The organism is Lysinibacillus sp. NPDC097868 (assembly GCF_044761135.1).
Lineage (GTDB): Bacteria > Bacillota > Bacilli > Bacillales_A > Planococcaceae > Lysinibacillus.
Map to the genome: position 1 here is coordinate 1384135 of NZ_JBIWBS010000001.1, position 21019 is coordinate 1405153.

18 protein-coding genes are annotated in these 21019 nt (G+C 32.2%); 11 read left to right on the forward strand and 7 right to left on the reverse strand.

Annotated features, from left to right (window positions below):
* Positions 1-51 precede the first annotated feature (51 nt).
* From abc-f to ACIQXJ_RS06810, 3 genes are all read right to left on the reverse strand, one after another.
* Positions 52-1563, reverse strand: a complete 1512-nt coding sequence (abc-f, locus tag ACIQXJ_RS06800; RefSeq protein ID WP_403051248.1) for a ribosomal protection-like ABC-F family protein — start codon at positions 1561-1563, stop codon at positions 52-54.
* A 216-nt stretch (positions 1564-1779) separates the two neighbouring features.
* Positions 1780-3054, reverse strand: coding sequence for an MFS transporter (locus tag ACIQXJ_RS06805; protein ID WP_403051251.1), 1275 nt, complete (start codon positions 3052-3054; stop codon positions 1780-1782).
* 2 nt (positions 3055-3056) lie between these two features.
* Positions 3057-5540: a class III lanthionine synthetase LanKC N-terminal domain-containing protein gene (locus ACIQXJ_RS06810; protein WP_403080844.1), complete on the reverse strand. Its 2484-nt coding sequence runs from the start codon at positions 5538-5540 to the stop codon at positions 3057-3059.
* Between the two features lie 385 nt (positions 5541-5925).
* Here ACIQXJ_RS06810 and ACIQXJ_RS06815 point away from each other — a divergent pair, with 385 nt between their 5' ends.
* Positions 5926-7206, forward strand: a complete 1281-nt coding sequence (locus ACIQXJ_RS06815) for a helix-turn-helix domain-containing protein (RefSeq protein WP_403051257.1) — start codon at positions 5926-5928, stop codon at positions 7204-7206.
* A gap of 197 nt (positions 7207-7403) precedes the next feature.
* On the opposite strand, the gene ACIQXJ_RS06820 is transcribed toward ACIQXJ_RS06815, so the two are convergent.
* Positions 7404-8321, reverse strand: a complete 918-nt coding sequence (locus ACIQXJ_RS06820) for an alpha/beta hydrolase (protein WP_403051260.1) — start codon at positions 8319-8321, stop codon at positions 7404-7406.
* A 173-nt stretch (positions 8322-8494) separates the two neighbouring features.
* On the opposite strand from ACIQXJ_RS06820, the gene ACIQXJ_RS06825 reads away from it, so the two are divergent.
* The gene (locus ACIQXJ_RS06825; protein WP_403051263.1) at positions 8495-8974 is read left to right on the forward strand and encodes a dihydrofolate reductase; all 480 of its coding nucleotides are present in this window, start codon (positions 8495-8497) and stop codon (positions 8972-8974) included.
* A gap of 135 nt (positions 8975-9109) precedes the next feature.
* Here ACIQXJ_RS06825 and trhA read toward each other — a convergent pair whose 3' ends face one another.
* Positions 9110-9745: a PAQR family membrane homeostasis protein TrhA gene (gene trhA, locus ACIQXJ_RS06830; RefSeq protein WP_340824405.1), complete on the reverse strand. Its 636-nt coding sequence runs from the start codon at positions 9743-9745 to the stop codon at positions 9110-9112.
* A gap of 266 nt (positions 9746-10011) precedes the next feature.
* Between trhA and ACIQXJ_RS06835 the strand changes: the two genes are divergently transcribed.
* The 5 genes from ACIQXJ_RS06835 to msrB all read left to right on the forward strand — a co-directional run bounded on the left by ACIQXJ_RS06835 (position 10012) and on the right by msrB (position 13528).
* Complete coding sequence (locus ACIQXJ_RS06835; RefSeq protein WP_340824407.1) at positions 10012-10854, forward strand: DegV family protein; 843 nt, start codon at positions 10012-10014, stop codon at positions 10852-10854.
* A 189-nt stretch (positions 10855-11043) separates the two neighbouring features.
* A complete protein-coding gene (locus ACIQXJ_RS06840) occupies positions 11044-11973 on the forward strand; it encodes a GDSL-type esterase/lipase family protein (protein ID WP_403051266.1) in 930 nt (309 codons plus the stop codon).
* Positions 11974-11977: 4 nt separating this feature from the next.
* Positions 11978-12559 (forward strand): YpmS family protein, encoded by a 582-nt coding sequence (locus ACIQXJ_RS06845; protein ID WP_340824411.1) that lies wholly within the window; start codon positions 11978-11980, stop codon positions 12557-12559.
* Positions 12560-12572: 13 nt separating this feature from the next.
* Entirely contained in the window at positions 12573-13103 is a 531-nt protein-coding gene (msrA, locus tag ACIQXJ_RS06850) for a peptide-methionine (S)-S-oxide reductase MsrA (RefSeq protein WP_401011854.1), read from the forward strand.
* Entirely contained in the window at positions 13100-13528 is a 429-nt protein-coding gene (gene msrB / locus ACIQXJ_RS06855) for a peptide-methionine (R)-S-oxide reductase MsrB (protein WP_403051269.1), read from the forward strand. The genes msrA and msrB overlap by 4 nt, the downstream gene beginning before the upstream one ends.
* Before the next feature lie 271 nt (positions 13529-13799).
* Here msrB and ACIQXJ_RS06860 read toward each other — a convergent pair whose 3' ends face one another.
* Positions 13800-15641, reverse strand: a complete 1842-nt coding sequence (locus tag ACIQXJ_RS06860) for a methyl-accepting chemotaxis protein (protein WP_401011851.1) — start codon at positions 15639-15641, stop codon at positions 13800-13802.
* A gap of 275 nt (positions 15642-15916) precedes the next feature.
* On the opposite strand from ACIQXJ_RS06860, the gene ACIQXJ_RS06865 reads away from it, so the two are divergent.
* The gene (locus tag ACIQXJ_RS06865; protein ID WP_403051272.1) at positions 15917-16138 is read left to right on the forward strand and encodes a YozE family protein; all 222 of its coding nucleotides are present in this window, start codon (positions 15917-15919) and stop codon (positions 16136-16138) included.
* 116 nt (positions 16139-16254) lie between these two features.
* Positions 16255-16962 (forward strand): purine-nucleoside phosphorylase, encoded by a 708-nt coding sequence (deoD, locus tag ACIQXJ_RS06870; RefSeq protein WP_172771600.1) that lies wholly within the window; start codon positions 16255-16257, stop codon positions 16960-16962.
* A gap of 137 nt (positions 16963-17099) precedes the next feature.
* Here the strand turns inward: deoD and ACIQXJ_RS06875 are convergent, their stop codons facing one another.
* Positions 17100-18155 (reverse strand): tyrosine-type recombinase/integrase, encoded by a 1056-nt coding sequence (locus ACIQXJ_RS06875; RefSeq protein WP_403051275.1) that lies wholly within the window; start codon positions 18153-18155, stop codon positions 17100-17102.
* Positions 18156-19208: 1053 nt separating this feature from the next.
* On the opposite strand from ACIQXJ_RS06875, the gene ACIQXJ_RS06880 reads away from it, so the two are divergent.
* Together ACIQXJ_RS06880 and ACIQXJ_RS06885 are read left to right on the forward strand one after the other, a co-directional pair.
* Positions 19209-19397 (forward strand): hypothetical protein, encoded by a 189-nt coding sequence (locus ACIQXJ_RS06880; protein ID WP_403051278.1) that lies wholly within the window; start codon positions 19209-19211, stop codon positions 19395-19397.
* A gap of 66 nt (positions 19398-19463) precedes the next feature.
* Complete coding sequence (locus ACIQXJ_RS06885) at positions 19464-19931, forward strand: hypothetical protein (protein WP_403051281.1); 468 nt, start codon at positions 19464-19466, stop codon at positions 19929-19931.
* Positions 19932-21019 lie beyond the last annotated feature (1088 nt).

Consider the following 21019-nt stretch of genomic DNA (forward strand, 5'->3'; position numbering starts at 1 on the left):
TAAGTGGAAAATTAAGTGAGGGCGTTTCTATATAATTGATTATTAGGTAAATTAATAAGGATTTATCTCTATAATTTTTGAAGCAATATTCGAAATAAACGTTTGATTATGTTCAACAAATAAAAGTGTAGGTCTATATTTTACTATCATAGTTTCAATTTGCTTTTGATTGAAGACATCTAAATAATTTAGAGGCTCATCCCAAATAAATAGCTCTGCAGGTGTTCCAAGTGACTTTGAAAATTCCACCTTCTTCATCTGTCCATCGCTCATTTGTTCAATCGGGATATTAAATACGTCACGTTCAATCCCTAAAATACGAAGGTTATGTAAGAAAAGTGTATAGTCAAGATGATGTGCATTAGCAAAATCTTTTAATAATCCATCATTGTCATTGTAATGTTGGCGAATAATACTTTTCGTAATACCTTGGGGAATAATAAGCTCACCACTAACATTTCCTGGAAAATTATGATTGATTAAATAATTCAAGATTGTTGTTTTTCCACTTCCATTTGGTCCGACTAATGCTACTTGCTCTCCTTGAAAAATTTCAAATGTAATTGGCTGAAAAATTGACTTTTCTTCAAAAGCTAATGAAAAATTTTTCACACGAAGCACTGGATTTCGGTGATTGAAAACACAATTTATCGTAAGAGAACTAACATTTTCAATATTTTTTAGTAGTTTTGTTTTTTCTTCAATTTTTGAAAGCATACGTTTTTCGATTACTTTTGACTTTTTCATCATGCGAGCCGCCCGTGCATTCTCAAATGCATCATTTCCTGAATTTTTTTCTCTCTTAAGTGCCCAATCAGCTTTTTCCTTCGAAGTTTTCTTCAAACGCTCAATTTCAACTTTTATCCGACTATTTTGTTCAATTTCAAATTGATCTTTTAATTCTTTTTGTCGTTCATAGGTCGAAAAATTCCCCTTATAAATAGTTAATTGGGATTTTTCAATAACTAATATGTGATCAATCACTTCATCTATAAAATGCCGATCATGACTTACCACAATGTAGCCTTTCTTTTTCTTCAAATACTCTGAGACAGTCTTTCTTGCATTAATATCTAAATGATTAGTAGGCTCATCTAAAAGAGGATATCTTGACTTTTCACAAAAAAGAGCTGCTAACAGAACTTTTGTTTGTTCACCACCAGATAATTCTTCAAATGGTCGCCACAAAATTTCTTTATCTAACGATAGTAATTGACATTCTCGTTCTAGCTTCCACAATTCTACGGGCATAATTTCTTCAATCGCAAAGTAAGTTAAGTTTTCTTTACTCGGAATAGATTGAGGAAAGTATACAAAATCTACATCACAAATAATTTCACCTTCGTAAGAGTATTTTTGCATAAGTATGTTTAATAACGTAGTTTTTCCCCGACCATTTCTTCCTATTAAACCAAGACGCCATCTCGTATCTAGATTCAAATTGACATTATGAAATATAGGTTGTTCAAGCGCACCAAATGAGAAGTTCAGATTTCTAATTTCTATTTTCATATTAGTATGACCTCCAACTTTATAATATAGAGATGAAGTGATTATTAACATATTGTATATAATCATTCCAATTATTTGGTATGAATGTATACGTATTTAAAAATAAAAATCCTACTGAAAAAATACAGAAGGATTAGAAATCTTAATCGAATAAGCCTATAAGATATAAACATGAATAAGTTGACTAATCCTAGTTTTGATCTCTTTCTCTATTTTGGATACAAATAAAGGGGAGTCCAGATAAGATTGATAAAGTTGATATTTAATTTATAGTTTTTCAGGAATTGTAAAATATTTTTTACTTAGTATAATAGAAAAAAATAATAATATAAAAGAAATTATTAATAAAATGAACCATGAAAATTCAACTGATACAGTATTTGCCATTAATAAAAAAATTGCACTTCCTATAGGTACTGTGATCTGTATAATGGAATAAAAAATACTAGTTACTGAACTTAAAGAGTTTTCAGGAGTAATTATCATTATAAAAGAATCAATCCTAGGATTTGATAAACCTAAAAAGTAACCAGATAAAAAGGTAAGTAGAAATAATATATACTTATCTTGAATATATATTATATTAAGAATTATCCCGCATGTTAAAAAGATTTCCATTATTAGATTAGACTCTATAGATTTATTTCTAAAATAGCCCAAGGGTATTAGAGCACCTATGATTAATCCCAAACTTTCTATAGTTCCAAATAAAGCAATTGTCAATCCAAATGAACTGAATTGTAGATGTTCATATTTGTTGAATGTCAGGGGAATTAAAGAAAACTGTGCAGAACTAATTAGATTCATTATAGAAAATACAATAGTAAAATGGAATATTTGACGAATGGAATTCAAAATTTTTAAATTATTTAAGGAGTCTATATAAAACTGTTTAATCATTTTTATATAGATTTTATTTTCACATTTTTCTTTCTTTACAACCTCAACAACCTCATAAAAATTTTTTCGATTTACCCAAAATAAAATACAAGATAGTGAGAAGAAAAACGCGTTTAATAACCCAAACAATGTGTAGTTATAATTTAATAGAATGATTAAAGTTGCACCAAATAATTTTCCAGTCAAATCTATTATATTCATAACACCAGTTTGAAAGGATCTAGCAGACGTCAAATACTTTTGCTCAACAATATTTTTAGTAATAGGTAAGGTTAGGTAGGTAGTATAAGTACCTGATAAGTCACTAAGCAAATTAATTAAAAGCACAATCCCGAAAACTAGCCAACTTTGAGAAAAACCTACTATTAGCGCAAAAATAAAATAAAGTGAAGCTTGAAAAGCTCTTATCTTAATAAACATCTTGATTCTGTCTCTAGTTTTATCTGCAACATATCCTAATAAAAAATCTGATAAATAAGGTAATGTAGAAATAAATGTAACAGCACTGATTGCTAATTCGGGATTAGGAAAAGATTTTGCATATATGATAAAGACAATATCAAATAGAGTTATTCCAATGACACTTAATATATTTGATGTTAAAAGATACCTGAAATTTCTGTTTTTTATGAATATATTCATTGTTACATATCCTTTTTGAAAGATTCCAAAATCCTATATTGTACATAGGCGATCCCAGCATTACCAGATTTAAAGTCGAAAGTAAAATTATTATATGTTCTATTTGGGATATATGCGCAGAAGTGTTTATCAATATTAAAGGTATCGACATTTAATAAAATAGACATAGCTTCATCTAACAAAGTATTTAAAGAGAAAGCTTTACCCACTTTGAAAATCGTATAGGCAATTCCTGTTAACCCATCAATAAAACCAGGGTATTGAGCCCACTTCTCTTTTAATAAGCTTTTAACACAGGGGAATATATATTTGTCTTTAAGTTCAGTTTTGATAGTATCATCTAAGTCATCCATTAAATATAATTCTAATGTTACATAAAGAAATCCAGACAGCCCGTCCATTAGATATGGTGAGGATGTATTGCTTCCAATAGTAATTGGAAAATATAGTGTTTCATTGGGTTCCAATTTAATAATACAGTCTTTTATTTTATTAATAATGGACAAGGAGCTATTTAAATTCTTTTTATTTTTATTCCTGTTATAAAGTAATAACTTAAAATAAGCTAGTCCAAGATAGCCATCAATTAGACCTAAATTTTCTCCCTTATTAAAGAGTAAAAGTTTATCATTTATTTTTTTATCTATTAGGCTTAAATAAATTTCTATTTCAAAGATTTCCTTTTTAGGATCACAAAGCATTAAAATTATCCCAAATCCTGTTATCCCGTTTGAAATGCTTAAATCAGTAGAATTTCTTAACCAATTTATGATGTCTAAATCAAGTGTTTTTTTTGCAAAAAACTCTTTTTTAAAATGAGGATTTAATAAGAATCCTAGGTTACTATTATTTACACCCCCTAAAGCTATATCATTTGGTAATATTAGGTCATGTTTGTTAATTCCAGCAACCAACGTTGGAATGTAGAAACCGGATAAAATATTAAAAAAAGAGGTATTAGGAGGTGAAAGGTGATACTCATTGAAATATTTATCATATACAAATTGAATAGTGTTTAAATTCTTTAAGTATGAATTTTTTATTTTTTCTAGTAAAATTTCTCTTCTTGGAGTAGGTTCTTTACTTAAACTTTCCATATAATTAACATTATTAAGTAATGTAAACAGCTCTTCTTTCCAACCTTCATTTTGGTTAATTAATAGATTTATTATTTTAGATACAGATATTGGAACTTTATTATCTTTACAATATAAATTAAATTGTTTCAATGAGGATGCTCCACTTAAATCAATATAGTTTAATCTATTAGATGGGAATATAAAGTTCATTAGTAAATAACCTAATTTTTGATAATCAGATTCGAATGCGGTTAAATTAGCGAGATTATTATTATAATAACCTTCTGTAGCTCCCAATTTAAAATGAGGAGGAGAATAGTCATTATAAATATAAGATGAACCAAAATCACAAATCCAAACATAAGGTTTTGTTTTTCTACATAACATAAAATTATTTGGACTTATATCGTTTAAAATAACATTCTTTTGGTGTATTTTTTTTAATAATATAATAGACTCCTTAATAATTTTATGAATGGTTATATCTTTATTAAGTGTGACATCAGCTCTTATTTCAGTAAAGGTAACCCCATCAATAAATTCTTGTATAACAAAAAAGTTTTCCCATTCAATAAATTTACTATATATTCTTGGTATACCTGGAATTCCTTTTAGTATATCTAATATTCTAATTTCATTTTTCAAGTCATCAATTGCTGTTCCCCATATACCTGTAACATATGGCCTAGCTTCTTTTAGGATTGCTTTTTTTTCATTATAGATTGAAAAGTATACATTCCCTGATGCTGATTGATGAATTATTCTTTTTGGAAAAATGATTTTATCAATGTATTTATTTTCTTGTTCAATGGAGTTTTCATTTATAAATGGTTCTTCTTCAAATGAAGGAACAGAATAAAAACGACGTTCATCTAAAATTTTATCTCCATTAGGGGCAATTAAGTAATCGCTATCAGATCCGATTACTCCATATCTATAATAAATATTCGAATTTTTATAGCGTTTATCAGATAATACATATGGACCTTTGAAGTTTTCTAATAGTTTGTATAATGAATGTATAATGTATTTAAATTGACTTTTATCGATGGGATAGATAGTAATAAATTTGCCTATCTGTAATGGAGAATTTTCGCCAGATATACAGTAAAAGAATTCAGATTTATTATAAATAAACTTGAAGCTAATGTTATTATCTATACAAAATTTGTAAACAATATCTAAGACTTGTTGATAATTTAATTTTGTACATGAAATATGAACTTTCCACCCCTGTCTTGGTAAGATAGATTTTTTGTAAATATATAAATGAAATATTGAAAAAAAGTTTTCTTCAAAATTTGCAACATTTTTAATCATTAATGTGGGAATTATATTTTCTTTTAATTTTAACTGGTGCATCTTACTACCGTATAGAAAATCTTCTACTTGTAATTTATCCATCATTTAATACTCCTTCAGTCAAAAAAATTATTTAAATTCTGGAATAAATCAAAAAATATCAGTATGATTGTTTACATTAATCATACTGATATTTTAGTTTGGTGAAAATTCGTATATGAGAATTTTCTGGTTCTCAGTAATTATAATGTTGTTTTAGTTGATTTTTCTATGCATTTTGTAGATTTAGCCATTCGTACATTTTTTTCTGTCTTCTCAGCCGGTAATCGTAGTAATTCTAATACTTTGTTCATAATATCACCTCCTATCTTTGTAATTATTATATTAATTAGCAAATTAAAATACCATTTAACAATTAAGAAAGTAAATGGGCATTAAAGAGTGTATTTTTATAAAAATTACATAAAAAAATAAAAAGGGGAGATTTTATATGAAAAAAAGGGATTATAATTTTGGCCCTCTGATTAAAATTACTAGACGGAGATTTGGATATACACAAGAGGAAATTTGTGATGGTATATGTACTCCATCTTATTTAAGTAGAATTGAAAATTGTCATGTAATTCCGAGTGAAGAAACGTATAAATTAATATTAGAGCGGTTAAATCTGGATTACGATAAGTTTATTGAAGATCTAAATAATTTAGACGACAATTTAGAAACTATTTATTCAAAACTTCTTTCAAAAAAAGAAGATATTAAGGATTATGATTTGAGAATTTTCGAAAATTCATATTTGTATTTAGGTAATAATGATTTATATATAAAATCAAGGCTTATAAATTGCAAATATTTACTTTCTTTACAAAAATATTTAGAAGCAGAGGATATTATTAATCAACTAAGTGTAATATATAACTCATTTTCTAATAGAAATAAGTTTATTTATTTAAATGTTGCAATATCACTTTATTATCTTACAAACCAAACAAACAAAGCCTTAAACTTAATAATAAATAATAAAAATAATTTTAATATTCAAGGGAGTGATTTCGAAGTAGCGTGTTTCCGCTTTAACGTTGCATTAATTTTATGTAAAGAATACAGGCATTTAGAGTCAATTGATTATTGTCAAAATGCACTAGAATATTTCAAAACGGTATATCTCCCGAACTTTTCTTTTAAATGTCACATCTTATTAGCGATAGCTAAAAATAATCTAGCTCAATATAATTTAGCACGAACTCATTTTAATATATGTTTCAATATATTGGAAAATTCTGAAAAAATGAATCACCCTGAGAATTATAATATGGTTTATTCAAATTTGGGGTGTTGTTTTGAGAGGGAGGGTAATTTAGAAAAAGCAATTTATAACTATAAACTTGCGTTAAGTTATAAAAAAGAAGGAGGTGATTATATTAATATTATACGTTGTACATATAAGAAGGGGGATCTAGGGGAAGCTATAGAGTATTTAAACCATGTAAATAATATTCATGAAGAACTTCCACTTAAATTACAATATCAACGGGATATTTTTTCGTTTATTTTATTAGGGCAATTAAATAGTAAAGTGGCTAATAGTTTTAGTGATTTAGAAGAAACATGCTTGAAATATTTTAAAAAAAATAAATTATATAATTTATTAATTTTTTATACAAAATTATTCGCAGACTTTTATAAAAACATTAAGTTGTATAAAAAATCATGTGAACTATATGAGTTTGCTTTAGAAACCAGTGAAAATATAAGAAAAGGAACAAACTAACGATTGTTTAATATACAACGAAACGCGAAACGCCATTGTAACAGTATTTTGCTTATTATTTTAGCAAAAAATGTCTAATATATTATTTTTTCAAAGGCATTGGCTGTTAGCGACCAATGCCTTACTTTGTGTCATGTTGTCATCCTTTATAAAACATTTTGCTCTATTATCGCATTGTTTAGTAGCATTACACAAACTTATTTCACGAATGTCGCAATTTTTTCAACTGTTTCAATTGTAGCAGCTTCGAAAAACTCCATTTTACTGAAATAACTATGAATCAAACCCGCCATTTTGACATATTCCACATACACGCCTGCTTCCGCTAATTTTTGAGCGTAAGCAAGTCCTTCGTCATAAAGTACATCTGCTTCAGCAGCGATAATTATTGTTTTTGGAAGTACGCCAAAATTTTCAATTTGCAAAGGTGAAATGAGAGGATTGTTAAAGTGATTTGGCTTTGTATAATGCTCAGCAAACCATTGCATACCTTGCTTATCTAAACCAAAATGTTCTCCGTAAGCACTATAAGAAGCGGTCGTAAAATCAAGGTTTACTACAGGGTAAATAAGTGCTTGTGAAGTAATAGTTGGACCATCAAATAACGCTGCTAAGTAAGAAACTACCGTTGCGAGGTTACCACCAGCACTATCACCAGCGACCGTTATTCGCGTGTTATCACCACCGAAAGACGCAATATTTTCAAATACCCACAGTAACCCATCATATGCGTCGTTTAGTGGGATAGGGAAGGGGTATTCAGGTGCCAAGCGGTAATCTACAGATACGACGATGGCTTTCGCTTTATCAGCTAATAACTGACAACCGGCATCTGATGACTCCAAATTGCCAAATACCCATCCACCACCGTGATAATAAATAATAACAGGTAATTTTTTTGCATCTTCAGGAATGTAAAGGCGAATATTAATCTCTTGTCCATCGCGCATAGGTATTTTTCGATTCTCAATCGATGCAAGGTGAGGCATATGGACAGATTGCCAAGTTGGAACTGCGCGCATAACTCTTGCTTCTTGTGGTGTCATTTCATAATAATGTGGTTTTAAATCCGTAGCTTGAATATAGCAAACGGCCTCTTTTGTTAAATGTGTCATAACATCATCCTTTAGTAATTTTTATTGTTATCTCTTATTATAAACTATTCTTATAAATTTACTATGATTTAACGTTGAAGAAGAAATTTATTTTAATAATGAGCAGAAATATTCCGATAGTAAAGTAAAATTATGTTTATAATAGGATGAATGATATAACTTGGAGGGTAATTATGATTTCATTAATAGTAGCGCATGATAATAATAATGTCATTGGATATGAAAACGGTATGCCATGGCATTTACCTGGTGATTTACAATATTTTAAGGAAAAAACGATGGGCAAACCAATGATAATGGGACGTAAAACATTTGAATCGATTGGTAGACCGCTACCAGGGCGACGCAACATTGTCATTACACGTGATGCCAACTATCGTGCTGATGGGGCTGAAATTGTGACGAGTCTCGACGAAGCACTGTCATTAGCGGGTGATGTACCTGAAATCATGATCATCGGTGGCGAACAAATTTTTAGACTATCAATGGACATAACAGATCGAATATATGCTACAAAAATTAATCATTCCTTTAAAGGGGATACATTTTTCCCAGAATATGAAGATGACTTTGTGCTAGTCTCGTCACAAGAACCAGTAACAGCACCAGAAAGTTACACATTTCAATATCAAATTTTTGAACGCAGAAAATAAATGTATTTTGAGGCGTTTGCCACTTAGTAGACGTTGTTTGAAGGTGTAGTCTAAATTATGAGAAAAAGCACACGGACTTATTCCGTAGTGCTTTTCTTGTTTAAGATACATATTTTTAGTTGAAAAACTTCATTATTATAAATAAAGATACACACAGGCATACATTGAACCACATCCAGCTAACACAAAAAGATGCCAAATTGTATGATTATAAGGGAGGCTGCGCCAAGCATAAAAAATAGCGCCAAATGTATAGAAAAGACCACCAGCTAATAAAAAAGCAAAGCCGTTACTTCCTAAGAAAAAATAAATAGGCTTAATGGCAAAGATAATAAGCCAGCCCATACCAATATAGAAAATAAGGGATAGTATTTCAAAACGGTTAATAAAAAAGCATTTAAAAACAACGCCAAGTAAGGCAAGTGCCCAAATGATACATAATAAAGTAATCCCTAATGTGCCGCCGATAGCAATCAATAAAAACGGTGTATAGGTACCGGCAATTAAAATGTATATAGAAGAATGGTCAAGAATAGCGAAAAAATATTTGTATTTTTCAGGCATGCTGTGGAGTAATGTTGACATAAGAAACAAGATGATGACAGAAGCACCAAAAATACTAAAAGTTGTAATATACAATGCACTCCCGTTTTGGACGGCAGTTAATATTAAAATAACAAGTGCTGGAATACTTGCAAGTAAGCCTATACCGTGCGTAATGGCATTCCACAATTCTTCCTTCCATGTTTTATAGTCAAATGAATCCACCATAATAAACACTCCCTTCGTTGTCTATTTACTATAGCCCAATAATGTGTGTCTTACTATTTACATTTGTCACATATTTACTTATCTAAAATGTCATGTCGAATTTTAGAGGAAATTGTTAGACAAATTTATAGAAAAAAGGCTATAGTAGCGAAGGAAGTGGAAATGAAAAAGACTTGAAATAGACACTTGAGATGACAAATGTCATGTTTACATATGGAAACATTAGTCTATATAATAATTTCAATGATGTTAAAGGATGTGTCGAAGTGGGACGAATTCATATTGTAACGGACTCAACTTGTGATTTAACAAAAGAAGAAGTAGAGCAACACGGTATACATATAGTACCGTTAACAATTCAAATTGATGGGAAAACATATATAGATGGTGTAGATTTAGATCCACAACCTTTTTTAGGCTTGATGAAAAACGCTAAAGAATTGCCGAAAAGTTCGCAACCTGCACCAGGGAAGTTCAAAGAACTATATGACGAGCTTGGCAAAGATGGAGACCAAATACTTTCTATTCATATGACTGGTGGAATGAGTGGAACAGTGGAATCGGCTCGACAAGCTGCACAAATGACGGATGCAGATGTAACGGTCATTGATTCTCGTTTTATCGCAATTGGGCTTGCTATTCAATTAAGAGAGGCTATTAAAATGCGCGATGCAGGAGCGACTGTTGAAGAAATCGTCACACGTTTAGACAAGGTGCGTGACAATACACATTTATATGTAATCGTTGACACACTAGAAAATTTAATTAAAGGCGGTCGAATTGGTAAAGGGACAGGATTTATTGGTTCTTTACTAAACATTAAAGTCATTGCGAACCTAGAGGGGGGAGCATATAACCCTGTATCCAAAGTTCGTAGTCATAAACAGGTCGTGAACTACTTATTCAAACAATTCCAAGCGGATACTGCTGGTAAAACAGTTAAGGCTGTAGGTATTTCACATGCTGACGGTTTGACAACAATGGGCGCTCCATTAAAAGAGCTAGTAGAAGGAACAGGCTTCAATGATGTTGAAATCGCTTTTACGTCACCGATTATTTCTACACATACTGGACCAGGTGCAATAGGTTTTATCTATTTTTCAGAATAATTGACAAGAGCTGCTACATAAGTAATTGTAGTAGCTTTTTAACGCTTTACGTGGCTAGTTGTAAAAATCGTATACAGGTAATTTGATGATTATGCTTGGATTTTCTTGCTAAACTGAAGCATCGTCACTTTTCATTGTAGCGACAACTAATTATAATAGAATTAACAGTAAATGATGGAAGGTGGTCAAATGGGCATCTGGCGAATTATTTTGTCATGTTTGATCGTCTTAGTACTAAGTGGTTGTGCAATATCAATAGATGAACCGAATGCACCTGCAGATAAAGAAAGTGAGCAGGTAGAGACGGAGCAAGATATGAGACAGGATGAGCAACAAGCAGAAGAGGAGGCAAAACCTTCTAGTAATGTATTGACGCAAATTTTTGAACATTTTTTTGAACCTTCAGAAGAGGATTTACGGCAAATTGATGATGATAACGCAAAACAACTACATTACTTGGCACTTGGTGATTCATTAACAGATGGTGTCGGGGATGAGTATGGTCAAGACGGTTATGTTGGAAGATTAGCAGATTCGATGCTAGCTTGGACTTCGATTTCAGAAGTGGATGTTGATAATCGAGGAAAAAGGGGAAGGCGGAGTGATCAGCTATTAAAATTAATCAAAAAAGGGCATTATGATGAAGAGTTGCAACAAGCACAGCTTATTTCATTAACTATGGGTGGAAATGATGTAATGAAAGTAGTCAAACAGGATCTGTTTAATCTAAAACGAGATGCGTTTGATAAGGAATTATTAACCTATGAGGATCGTTACGGTAAAATTATTGATAATATAAGGGCAAAAAATCCAACCGTGCCTTTATTACTCATCGGATTTTATAATCCTTTTTCCATTGTCACAAATGAGGCAAATGAATTTGATACAATTATTACAGAATGGAATAATGTCATTAAAAAAATAGCAAGTAAAGATTCGAATGCTTGTTATGTCTCAGTTGAAGACTTGTTCGATTCGAATCAAGAACTGGTCTATCATACAGATTTTTTTCATCCTAATGCAAAAGGCTATGATAAAATGACTGAGCGAATATTAGCGGCAATGGAGCAATGTAAAATGGAACAAAAAATTAATAAGGAAATAGGCTTCGAGGAGTGACTAAATGAATAAATGGAAATTCGCATTTTTTGCGTTAGCAGGTATGGTTCTTCTTTCAATCCTCCTCGTCGTTTATTTAGCAACGAAACCAGTAGATGGATATGATTTAGCAAAGAGCTCAGACAGTGATACTGAAATAACAGGAAATGTACTAGTTGTCCAAACGACTACGAAAGAGTTAGAGTCAATTACGAAGAAATATTTAAAAGACAGTGCAAAAGGCTCGCCACTCCCATTAGATTTTTCCATTGGGGATGATATTGAATTACGAAGTAAATTAACTGTTTTTTATACAGAAATCCCGATTTCAATGAATTTTGAGCCTATTGTCGATGATAAGGGGAATATTATTTTAAAGCAAACAGGGATGAATGTGGGGTTATTAAATATTCCACCGGAGACGACAATGAAAATTATGAGAGATTCGGTGGATTTCCCTTCGTGGATTACTGTTAATCCGAATAAGGCTGAAATTTATATTGACTTATCGCGAGTAAATATTGCATCAGGATCTCGTGTACGTGCGAAGGAATTAGACTTACCAAACGATAAAATCTTACTTGAAATCATCGTCCCTGGAGAATAAGGAGTGAATAAAAATGGCAATGAAAAAGGCAACATTTGCAGGTGGCTGTTTTTGGTGTATGGTCAAGCCATTCGATGAAACACCTGGCATTGAAGCTATAGTTTCTGGTTACACTGGTGGACATGTTGAAAACCCAACTTATGAACAAGTCTGTTCGGAAACGACAGGCCACGTAGAAGCGGTTCAAATTACGTTTGATGATGATATCTATTCATACGAGCAATTATTAGCGACATTTTGGACGTTAATTGATCCGACAGATGCAGGTGGACAATTTTATGATCGTGGACAATCCTACACTACTGCCATTTTCTATCATGATGAAGAACAACATGAATTAGCTGAACGTTCAAAGGCAGATTTACAGGCATCAGGTAAATTTGATAAGCCAATTGCTGTGAAAATTTTACCTGCAAGTACATTTTATGCTGCTGAGGATTACCATCAATTTTATTATAAAAAGAACCCGATGCATTATGAACGCTATGCAGTGGGATCTGGGCGAAAAGCATTTCAAGAACTACACTGGGGGCATAGAAAATGAATAAAGAACAACGATTAAAAGAACTAACGGATATCCAGTACTATGTAACTCAGGAAAATGGTACTGAGGCACCGTTTCGCAATGAATATGATCAACATTTTGAAGAAGGCATTTATGTTGATATCGTTTCAGGCAAGCCATTATTTAGCTCGCACGATAAATTCAACTCAGGCTGTGGCTGGCCAGCTTTCTCAAAGCCGATTGCACAAGAACAAGTTATAGAGCATTTTGATACATCCCATGGCATGCGCCGTGTTGAAGTACGAAGCAAGGACGCGGATTCTCATTTAGGACATGTCTTCCCAGATGGTCCTGCAGAGTTAGGTGGCTTACGTTATTGTATCAACTCTGCATCACTTCGTTTTATCCCGAAAGCTGATTTAGAAAAAGAAGGCTACGCTGAATATTTATCATTATTTAAATAATAAAAAGAGTACGTAAGCGAGTTGCAGTAAACCTAGGTAAATCGCCGATAGAAGCCCGCGAATCGCCGGAAAGACAGAGGAAATCGCCGATAAAAGTTTGTGAATCGTCGGTAAACTATCGGAATGGCTTACCGTAGCGGACAACGCTCACTGCAAAAAAGTGTTAGATTGATTGTAGTCAATCTAACACTTTTTCTTATTTGTCCCAACCTCGTTTTAAAGAAATATTTTGCAAACAAAAAGAATGCCTCTGCGGAGACATTCTTTTTTGTTAAATTTTAAACGCACCCACGACATTGCGTAAACTATCTGCTTGATGGGCTAGTTCCGTAGCGGCTGCATTAATTTCTTGCATGGATGCAGAACCTTGTGTAGCAGCAGCTGCAGACATCACCGTATTGGAAGCGGTTTGTTCAGCATAAGCGTTAATATGCACAAAATCATTTGCTACAGCATTACTATAATCAAGTGTTTGCGCTATTTTATCAACCATTGTAGCAATAATTGTAGTCGTTTCTTTCGTTTGCATTAGAATGTTGGACAATGACTGGTTTGTTTCATTCGTCACTTCGACTCCTCGAATAACTGATGTTACACCTTCATGGTTTTGTGTAATAATTGATGCGACTTCATCTTGGATGGATGTTACAATCGTTGTTACTTCTTTAGCCGCAGTTTGTGATTGCTCAGCGAGCTTGCGCACTTCATCTGCTACAACAGCAAAACCACGACCATGCTCCCCAGCACGTGCAGCTTCAATGGCGGCATTCAATGCAAGTAAATTTGTTTGCTCTGAGATGGCTGTAATGGTGCCGATTATAGATGTTATATCTGCTGATTTTCGACCAAGTGCCTCAACTGTTGTAGAGGTAGAAGCAATCGTTTCTTCAATAGATTGCATAACTAATGTAGATTGATGAACTGATCGACTACCTTCATCAGCGGCTTGTTGCATGGCCAATGATGCCCGTTGAACAGCATTCGCCTGCTCATTTAATTGATGCATAGAATGATCTAAATCACTCATTTTTTGTTGGGCACTATTCATACTATTGATTGTATTTTCACTATCACTTGCTATATCAGCACTTGCATCCGCTATATTTTGGATTGTACGGGCATTATCATCTGCTAACGTCATCAACTCCTGGCTACTGCTTGAGACGTGATCAGCGAGTTCGCTAACACGTTTAATAAGGTTTGAAATTGAAATGATAAGGGTATTCGTAGAGTTAGCAATTATAGAAAATTCATCGTTATTACGTACATGAACACGTCTTGTTAAATCACCACCAGCTTGGGCAATATCAAGTATAGAGTGATTAATAGCGCGCGTATTGTTTTTCAATGATTTAAATAGCATAATGCCAAAAATAACGATTGCTATAAGACCGATAATTGAAATAATTAAAAAAGTACTGTTTGACAAAGTTACCTGCTTGTTCAACATATTAAGTTTAGCTTTATTGGATTTATCCATTACGTTGTTGATGGATTCAATATTTTGATCAATATGCAATTTCATCGTTTCGCCGGTACCTTCGATCATTAGCTTTCGAGCTTGTTCAAGACCAAGCTCATCACGCATCGTCATGACCTTTTTCGAGTACTCAAGGTAATTTTTATAATATTGACCGATTGCTTGTATATGTCCAAGCTCAACTTCGCGGTCTGCGAATTTTTCTTGTAAAGCAGCTATTTTTTTATTGATAGAATCGATCTTCATTTTATAAGAAGTGGAATAACTACCATTTCCTGTTATAATGTAGGCTTGTTCTAAGTTGGTTAATCTAGCAATTTCATAGGCTAGCTGATTAACGGTAAGTTGCTCCTGTACATTCTTCTCAGTAAAATCTTTCATTTGCTGTTGAAGATTCGTTATATTGTTGTACGACAATATACCCATTGCGGCGGTAATAAAAATAAGAAGAGAGAAAATAATAAGTACTTTGCCGCGAATTAAATGATAAAAACGTTGTCGTTTTTCTGTAGTAGGAGGGAGATTATGCCTACTAACGTTAGAATCAATAGCTTTCTTTCTTTTGAAAAAGCTAGAATCTAAGAGAGACGGGCGTTTTCTCGTTGGTTTACTTGATTTTTTCTTGTTTTTCATCGCCATCACCTTCCTAATTTTTTGCAGTATTGTCTACAATTCTATCGTATAATACTAAAAAATTCTATCTTAAATTCACAAAATTTTCATTTTTCAGATAAAAAAGCGTAATATTTTTGCATGACAAAAGTCTAATAAGGTGAAAAAGACTTTTTGCATTTTACTTACTAGGAAAAATTACTTAAATAAAAATGTGGTCCATTTTATGACGAAATGTATTTTTTTTGATAAACTAGCGGAAAGTAAAAATGACAAGAGGAGGGCACTTTTCAGTTATGAAAAAGAGCTTTTATTTATATGTACTAACATTTCGTGGAGGGGATTGGTCGGATGCTAAAGTTCGCTTTGCCGAAGAAGTATTTAATGAACATAACTTTCCTAAACAAAGCATAGATTTTGATGAGCTATCTACATATATCGAAACATATGCAACAGATAACTTAACGACAGAGGTATTTGATGAATTATGGGATTTATATAGTGAACAAGGTAGTTAATATCTAAATACTTTAATTATTCTTTCTTTTAGAGTTGCTAGACGTCTAGCATTGCGTAAATACGTGAAACAAAGTATTATTTATAATGATAACTGACAGAAAAGAGGGATTGCAGTATGAGTATTCATATTAATGCAAAAAAAGGCGAAATCGCTGACACTATTTTACTTCCGGGAGATCCACTACGTGCAAAATACATTGCCGAAACATTTTTAGAAGATGTTACTTGCTATAACGAAGTCCGCAATATGTTTGGTTATACAGGTACGTATAAAGGTAAACGTATTTCTGTACAAGGTACTGGTATGGGTGTGCCTTCCATTTCTATTTACGCAACAGAGTTAATGCAAGAATATGATGTACAAAAATTAATTCGTGTAGGTACTTGTGGTGCAATTCAAAAAGATGTAAAAGTACGTGACGTTATTTTAGCTCAAGGTGCTACAACTGATTCTCGTATGAATCAAATCATTTGGGGCAACAACATTGATTTTGCACCGATCGCAAACTTTGACTTATTATTAAAAGCGTATAATGCTGGGAAAGAAGCCGGTTTAAGCCTTCAAGTTGGTAACATCTTCACAGCAGACCTGTTCTACTCAGATGAGCACCAAAACGAAAAGCTAGCTAAATACGGCGTATTAGCAGTTGAAATGGAATCTGCAGCACTTTACACATTAGCAGCGAAATTTGGCCGTCAAGCTCTTTCTGTCTTAACAGTAAGTGACCACATCATTACAGGCGAAGTAACGACGTCTGAAGAACGTCAAACAACATTCAACGACATGATCGTTGTTGCTTTAGAAGCTGCTATTCAAGAGTAGTATTATCAAGGGTTTGAAGTTTGGAATAAATTTCAAAGGGTCTAAAAGGGACTAAACTAAAAATTAAATAGATTTTTAATCCTCAATGGGTGACTCGATAAATGAGAGCCTGTTGAGGTTTTTTTGTTTATAAAGAGTTAAAAAGCTCCGTAGCTCCTTTCTTTTTGGTCTTGAGCAACATGAGAGTACGTATTAAGTGTTTCATGTATTGTAGCATGTCCTAATTGCTCTTGGATGACTTTGATGTTAACGCCTTTAGAAAGCATGTAAGAAGCAAATGTATGTCGCAAGCCATGAAACGTAATTGAAGGTAGCGGAAATTGACGTACAATATCTTGCCATTGTTTACTCATGCGATCAGGGTGATTTGGAAAACCATTATCCTTTGAGAACATTAAATAAATAGGATTTCCGTCTTTATCTAAAATAGGATTGAACCTATCTCCAAGTTTAGATAACTTCTTTTGCTTTATCTCTATGTAAGTTTGTAACTCGTTCATAAGGCTTTCAGGAGCGTATACAAGGCGATTCTCGCCTGTTTTTGTGGAGTCTAAGAAGAATCGCTGTTGCTCCTTATCATACTGTAATATTCTATCAACATAGATAGTATTGTTATCAAAATCAAAAGAATGGAAGCGCAGTCCTGTAATCTTACTCATGCGTAACCCGCAATACATAGCAATTTTGATTTGTAGCTGATGTTTGATATAAAGCTTTGGAAGGATTGAGAGCAGTTGTTGCATTTGTTGCTCTGTATAGTAATTAATACGTTTCAATTTAGATCGTTTGGGCTTAGTAGCCTTCGCACAAGGGTTGACCTCAATATGCCCCCATTCAATCGCTTTATTGAAAATTGTATTCAATAGCATGAATTTCTCCTCAATTGAACCCGCCTCCACCTTTTTCTGTTGTACAAAGAATAGGTTGATTTGTGTTGGAGTAATCTTATGGAGCAAAATAATACCGAAAAACTCTAGTACCCCTTGTTTTAAATAGTTTTCGTCAGTATTACGCGATTTCACTTTTAAATTTACATTCACGTAATCATTCATGAAATGTTCTGAAAAGGATTTGAATGTTAGTTTTTTGGTCTTTGAGAAGTATTGCTGCGCTGAACCAAGTGATTTTTCAAACTGAGTAATAGCATTAATGATGTTAGTTTCTGATAGCTTAGGTAAAATAGCGGTTTTCATCTTTCTTAGTCTTTTTCCATTCTCGTCATATCCAAAGTCCACAATAATTTTGATTCTTGGCTGTCCTGACTTATTAGGGCTAGGATTTTGTAATGTGTCATTTTAATGCTCCTTAGAGATGTATAGCAAATCCTCAGTAGAGTTTTTTGAAACTTATCCAATTCATCTCTTCAAGTTAATTATACTGCTAGGAGGCTTGTAAATGTACTTTTAATGTCCCTGAAAATACATTTAAAAGGATTTGTGTAAAAAATGTGAGGTATTAAAACCTCTTAGATCCAGTGATTTAGCGGTAACAATGAAATTGTATAATTTGGAAGTTTTGAATGTAGTGTAAAGCGGCGAAAAATAATTATAAATTATAAAGTATTATACATTTACTAAAAAGATCAAAAATGAATAGTTTTAAACAAATAAAAAAGCCAAGCTAATGTAGCAAGGCCTTTTTATTTTAGAACCATATCTATTAAAAATGAGCATAAATAAGTATTGATAGTTTCCTATCAATACTATATATTAAACTTAATTATCTGAAAAATATATATAAAAATAATTAACCAATTGTATTAAGATTATAAAATATAATTTGGGAGGTGTCAATAGAGTCTCTAAGAGTTTTTTAGAATGGTGATATGAGGTCGGATAATAGCTGTAACAGATAGAAGTTTGTTGGAAGAGGAGGAGAATTTATATGAAGAAGAGCAATAATAAACCAATAATCTAATGTACTCAATGCTTTAAAGGAAAAGAGATAGTGCATTTCTAAGCTAATTCGCTACAGCGAAAGAAATACTATGGAATAGTGTTCAATCCAAAGAAATTAAAGTAGCATTCTCGTCAGTATTTTGAATTAGAGAGTCTGAAATTTGAAATGGTCGAGCATTTTGGGAGTTAAAACACCTTGATAAATCAGACTATTATTAAGTAACTTATTGTATTTTGTCGACAGCAAAATTCCTATACATAATTAACATTCTTATTCAAAGTATGGATTATTGCTCCTATGAGTTACTAGCGATTTAATATGTACTATTTAGAGAAGAGGAATGATTGTTGAAAAGTCAAAGCCAACATAATGATGTCCGTATGGAGTCAGCTTATAATTTTATTGAATTTTTACATGGAGATAGTAAAGCGTTGATACATTTTATACAACTTGAAAATAAATTAATGAATCGTTATCGAGCATTTCCGATAAAAAAGGCACTTGAGCAGGCTAATGATTGGATTGAAGCGGATTGATACATTTCTTTAAACACATTTAAAAATTCTAGTCGAAAAGTTGAAAATACTGTTAGATTAAATGCCTTGTATACAGAGTTGGATTTTTACAAAATAAGTATAGATATACATGGAGCACGTAGTAAAAAAGATGACTTAATAGGAGCAGAAGAAATACCAATACCTAATGTAATTATATATAGTGGCAGAGGATTGCGATTGGTATGGCTAATAGATCGTATGGTTTATACTGAGAAATATATTAAATTATGGAGTAGGATGCAGAAAGTTATTTATGAGCGTTTACAATGTTTGCATGCTGATAATGCTGCGAGAAGTGGATTACAGATATTTAGATTACCAGGAAGTGTTCACAGTATTACAAATACAGTTGTAAAGGCAGAATGCTTAAAAGAAATGCGATATACAATTACGGAACTGAAAGATTCGCTACTCGATGAATTGCCTGAGGACTGGAGAAAGCAAGGTCAAAGTGAAAAAAAGTTAGGTATTGAAAAGGAAAAAAAGACGGGAAAAAGAAAGGATAAAGACTAAGTTATTTGTGTACATCTAAAGGGTCGATAAACAGAAAGTTTATCAAGAACAATCTGTAAGTAATTATTTGATAGGGAGAATATATCAACACAAAAATACTCATTTGTATTGTTAGTCATTTAATGCTGTTTTTATTAAAAGATATTTCACGGAGGGGGGTAAATAAATATCAAGTTTCTAGTTTGAGGAATCGATATATGACTGACCTGCTAGACTCGCACAACTTGAATAAAATAATCGACTTTACAAGGAGAATAGTTACCGTAACAAAACTTAAAGAAATACGACTTATCTATTATTATTCAAATTTATAATTTGTATTTAATTTTCTATTGATGATATCTAACCAAGTTTTCGGTTGTGCTTCATGTATCAGAATTTGCTTATGTTCAAGCCAATATTATGCACCACCAGACATCTTTAATCCTCCTTTTGTAGACATAATAAAAGCAACCACCATGATAGGGCTTGCTTTAAATCATTTCTCATTCTTCAAGAAATAATTCGTATTTATCCATGATTTTTAACAATGCATATACAGTTTCCTTATTTGATTCAACCTCGGAATATAATAACGATTAATATGACGAATCACCTTTTAAAACTTTGATTGAGTAAGTCGCCATGTTTTCTTGATGAATAATTAATGGCATAAAGTGATTGTCAATTTCACTTTTAACATCATGACGTATACCGTTTAAATAAACTAAATAACCCTCGACTAAAACAATTAATTTTTGTTTCTATGTATCAGATAATTTTTTCGCCATTTTTTCATAGTAGACATTTCCTTACCATAATCCCCAGACTCATTAAAATAGTCCATCATAACTTTAAAGTATTTTATGCTAATGTTTAAATCCTTTACACCTTTCTGGTACTTTGAAAGATCAACCGTGCTTTCCGCATTAACACTTTACATATCTGCATTTTCATCCACATCAACAGTCAATTCAGTTTCCGTACATGCAGTCAATACAATAAACAATGACAGTAGCGCACCCATAGCTAACAGAAGTTTTATGTCGTTTTTCATAATTAATTTCCTCCTAACAAGCACTCGATATTAGTTCACATTATTCAATATA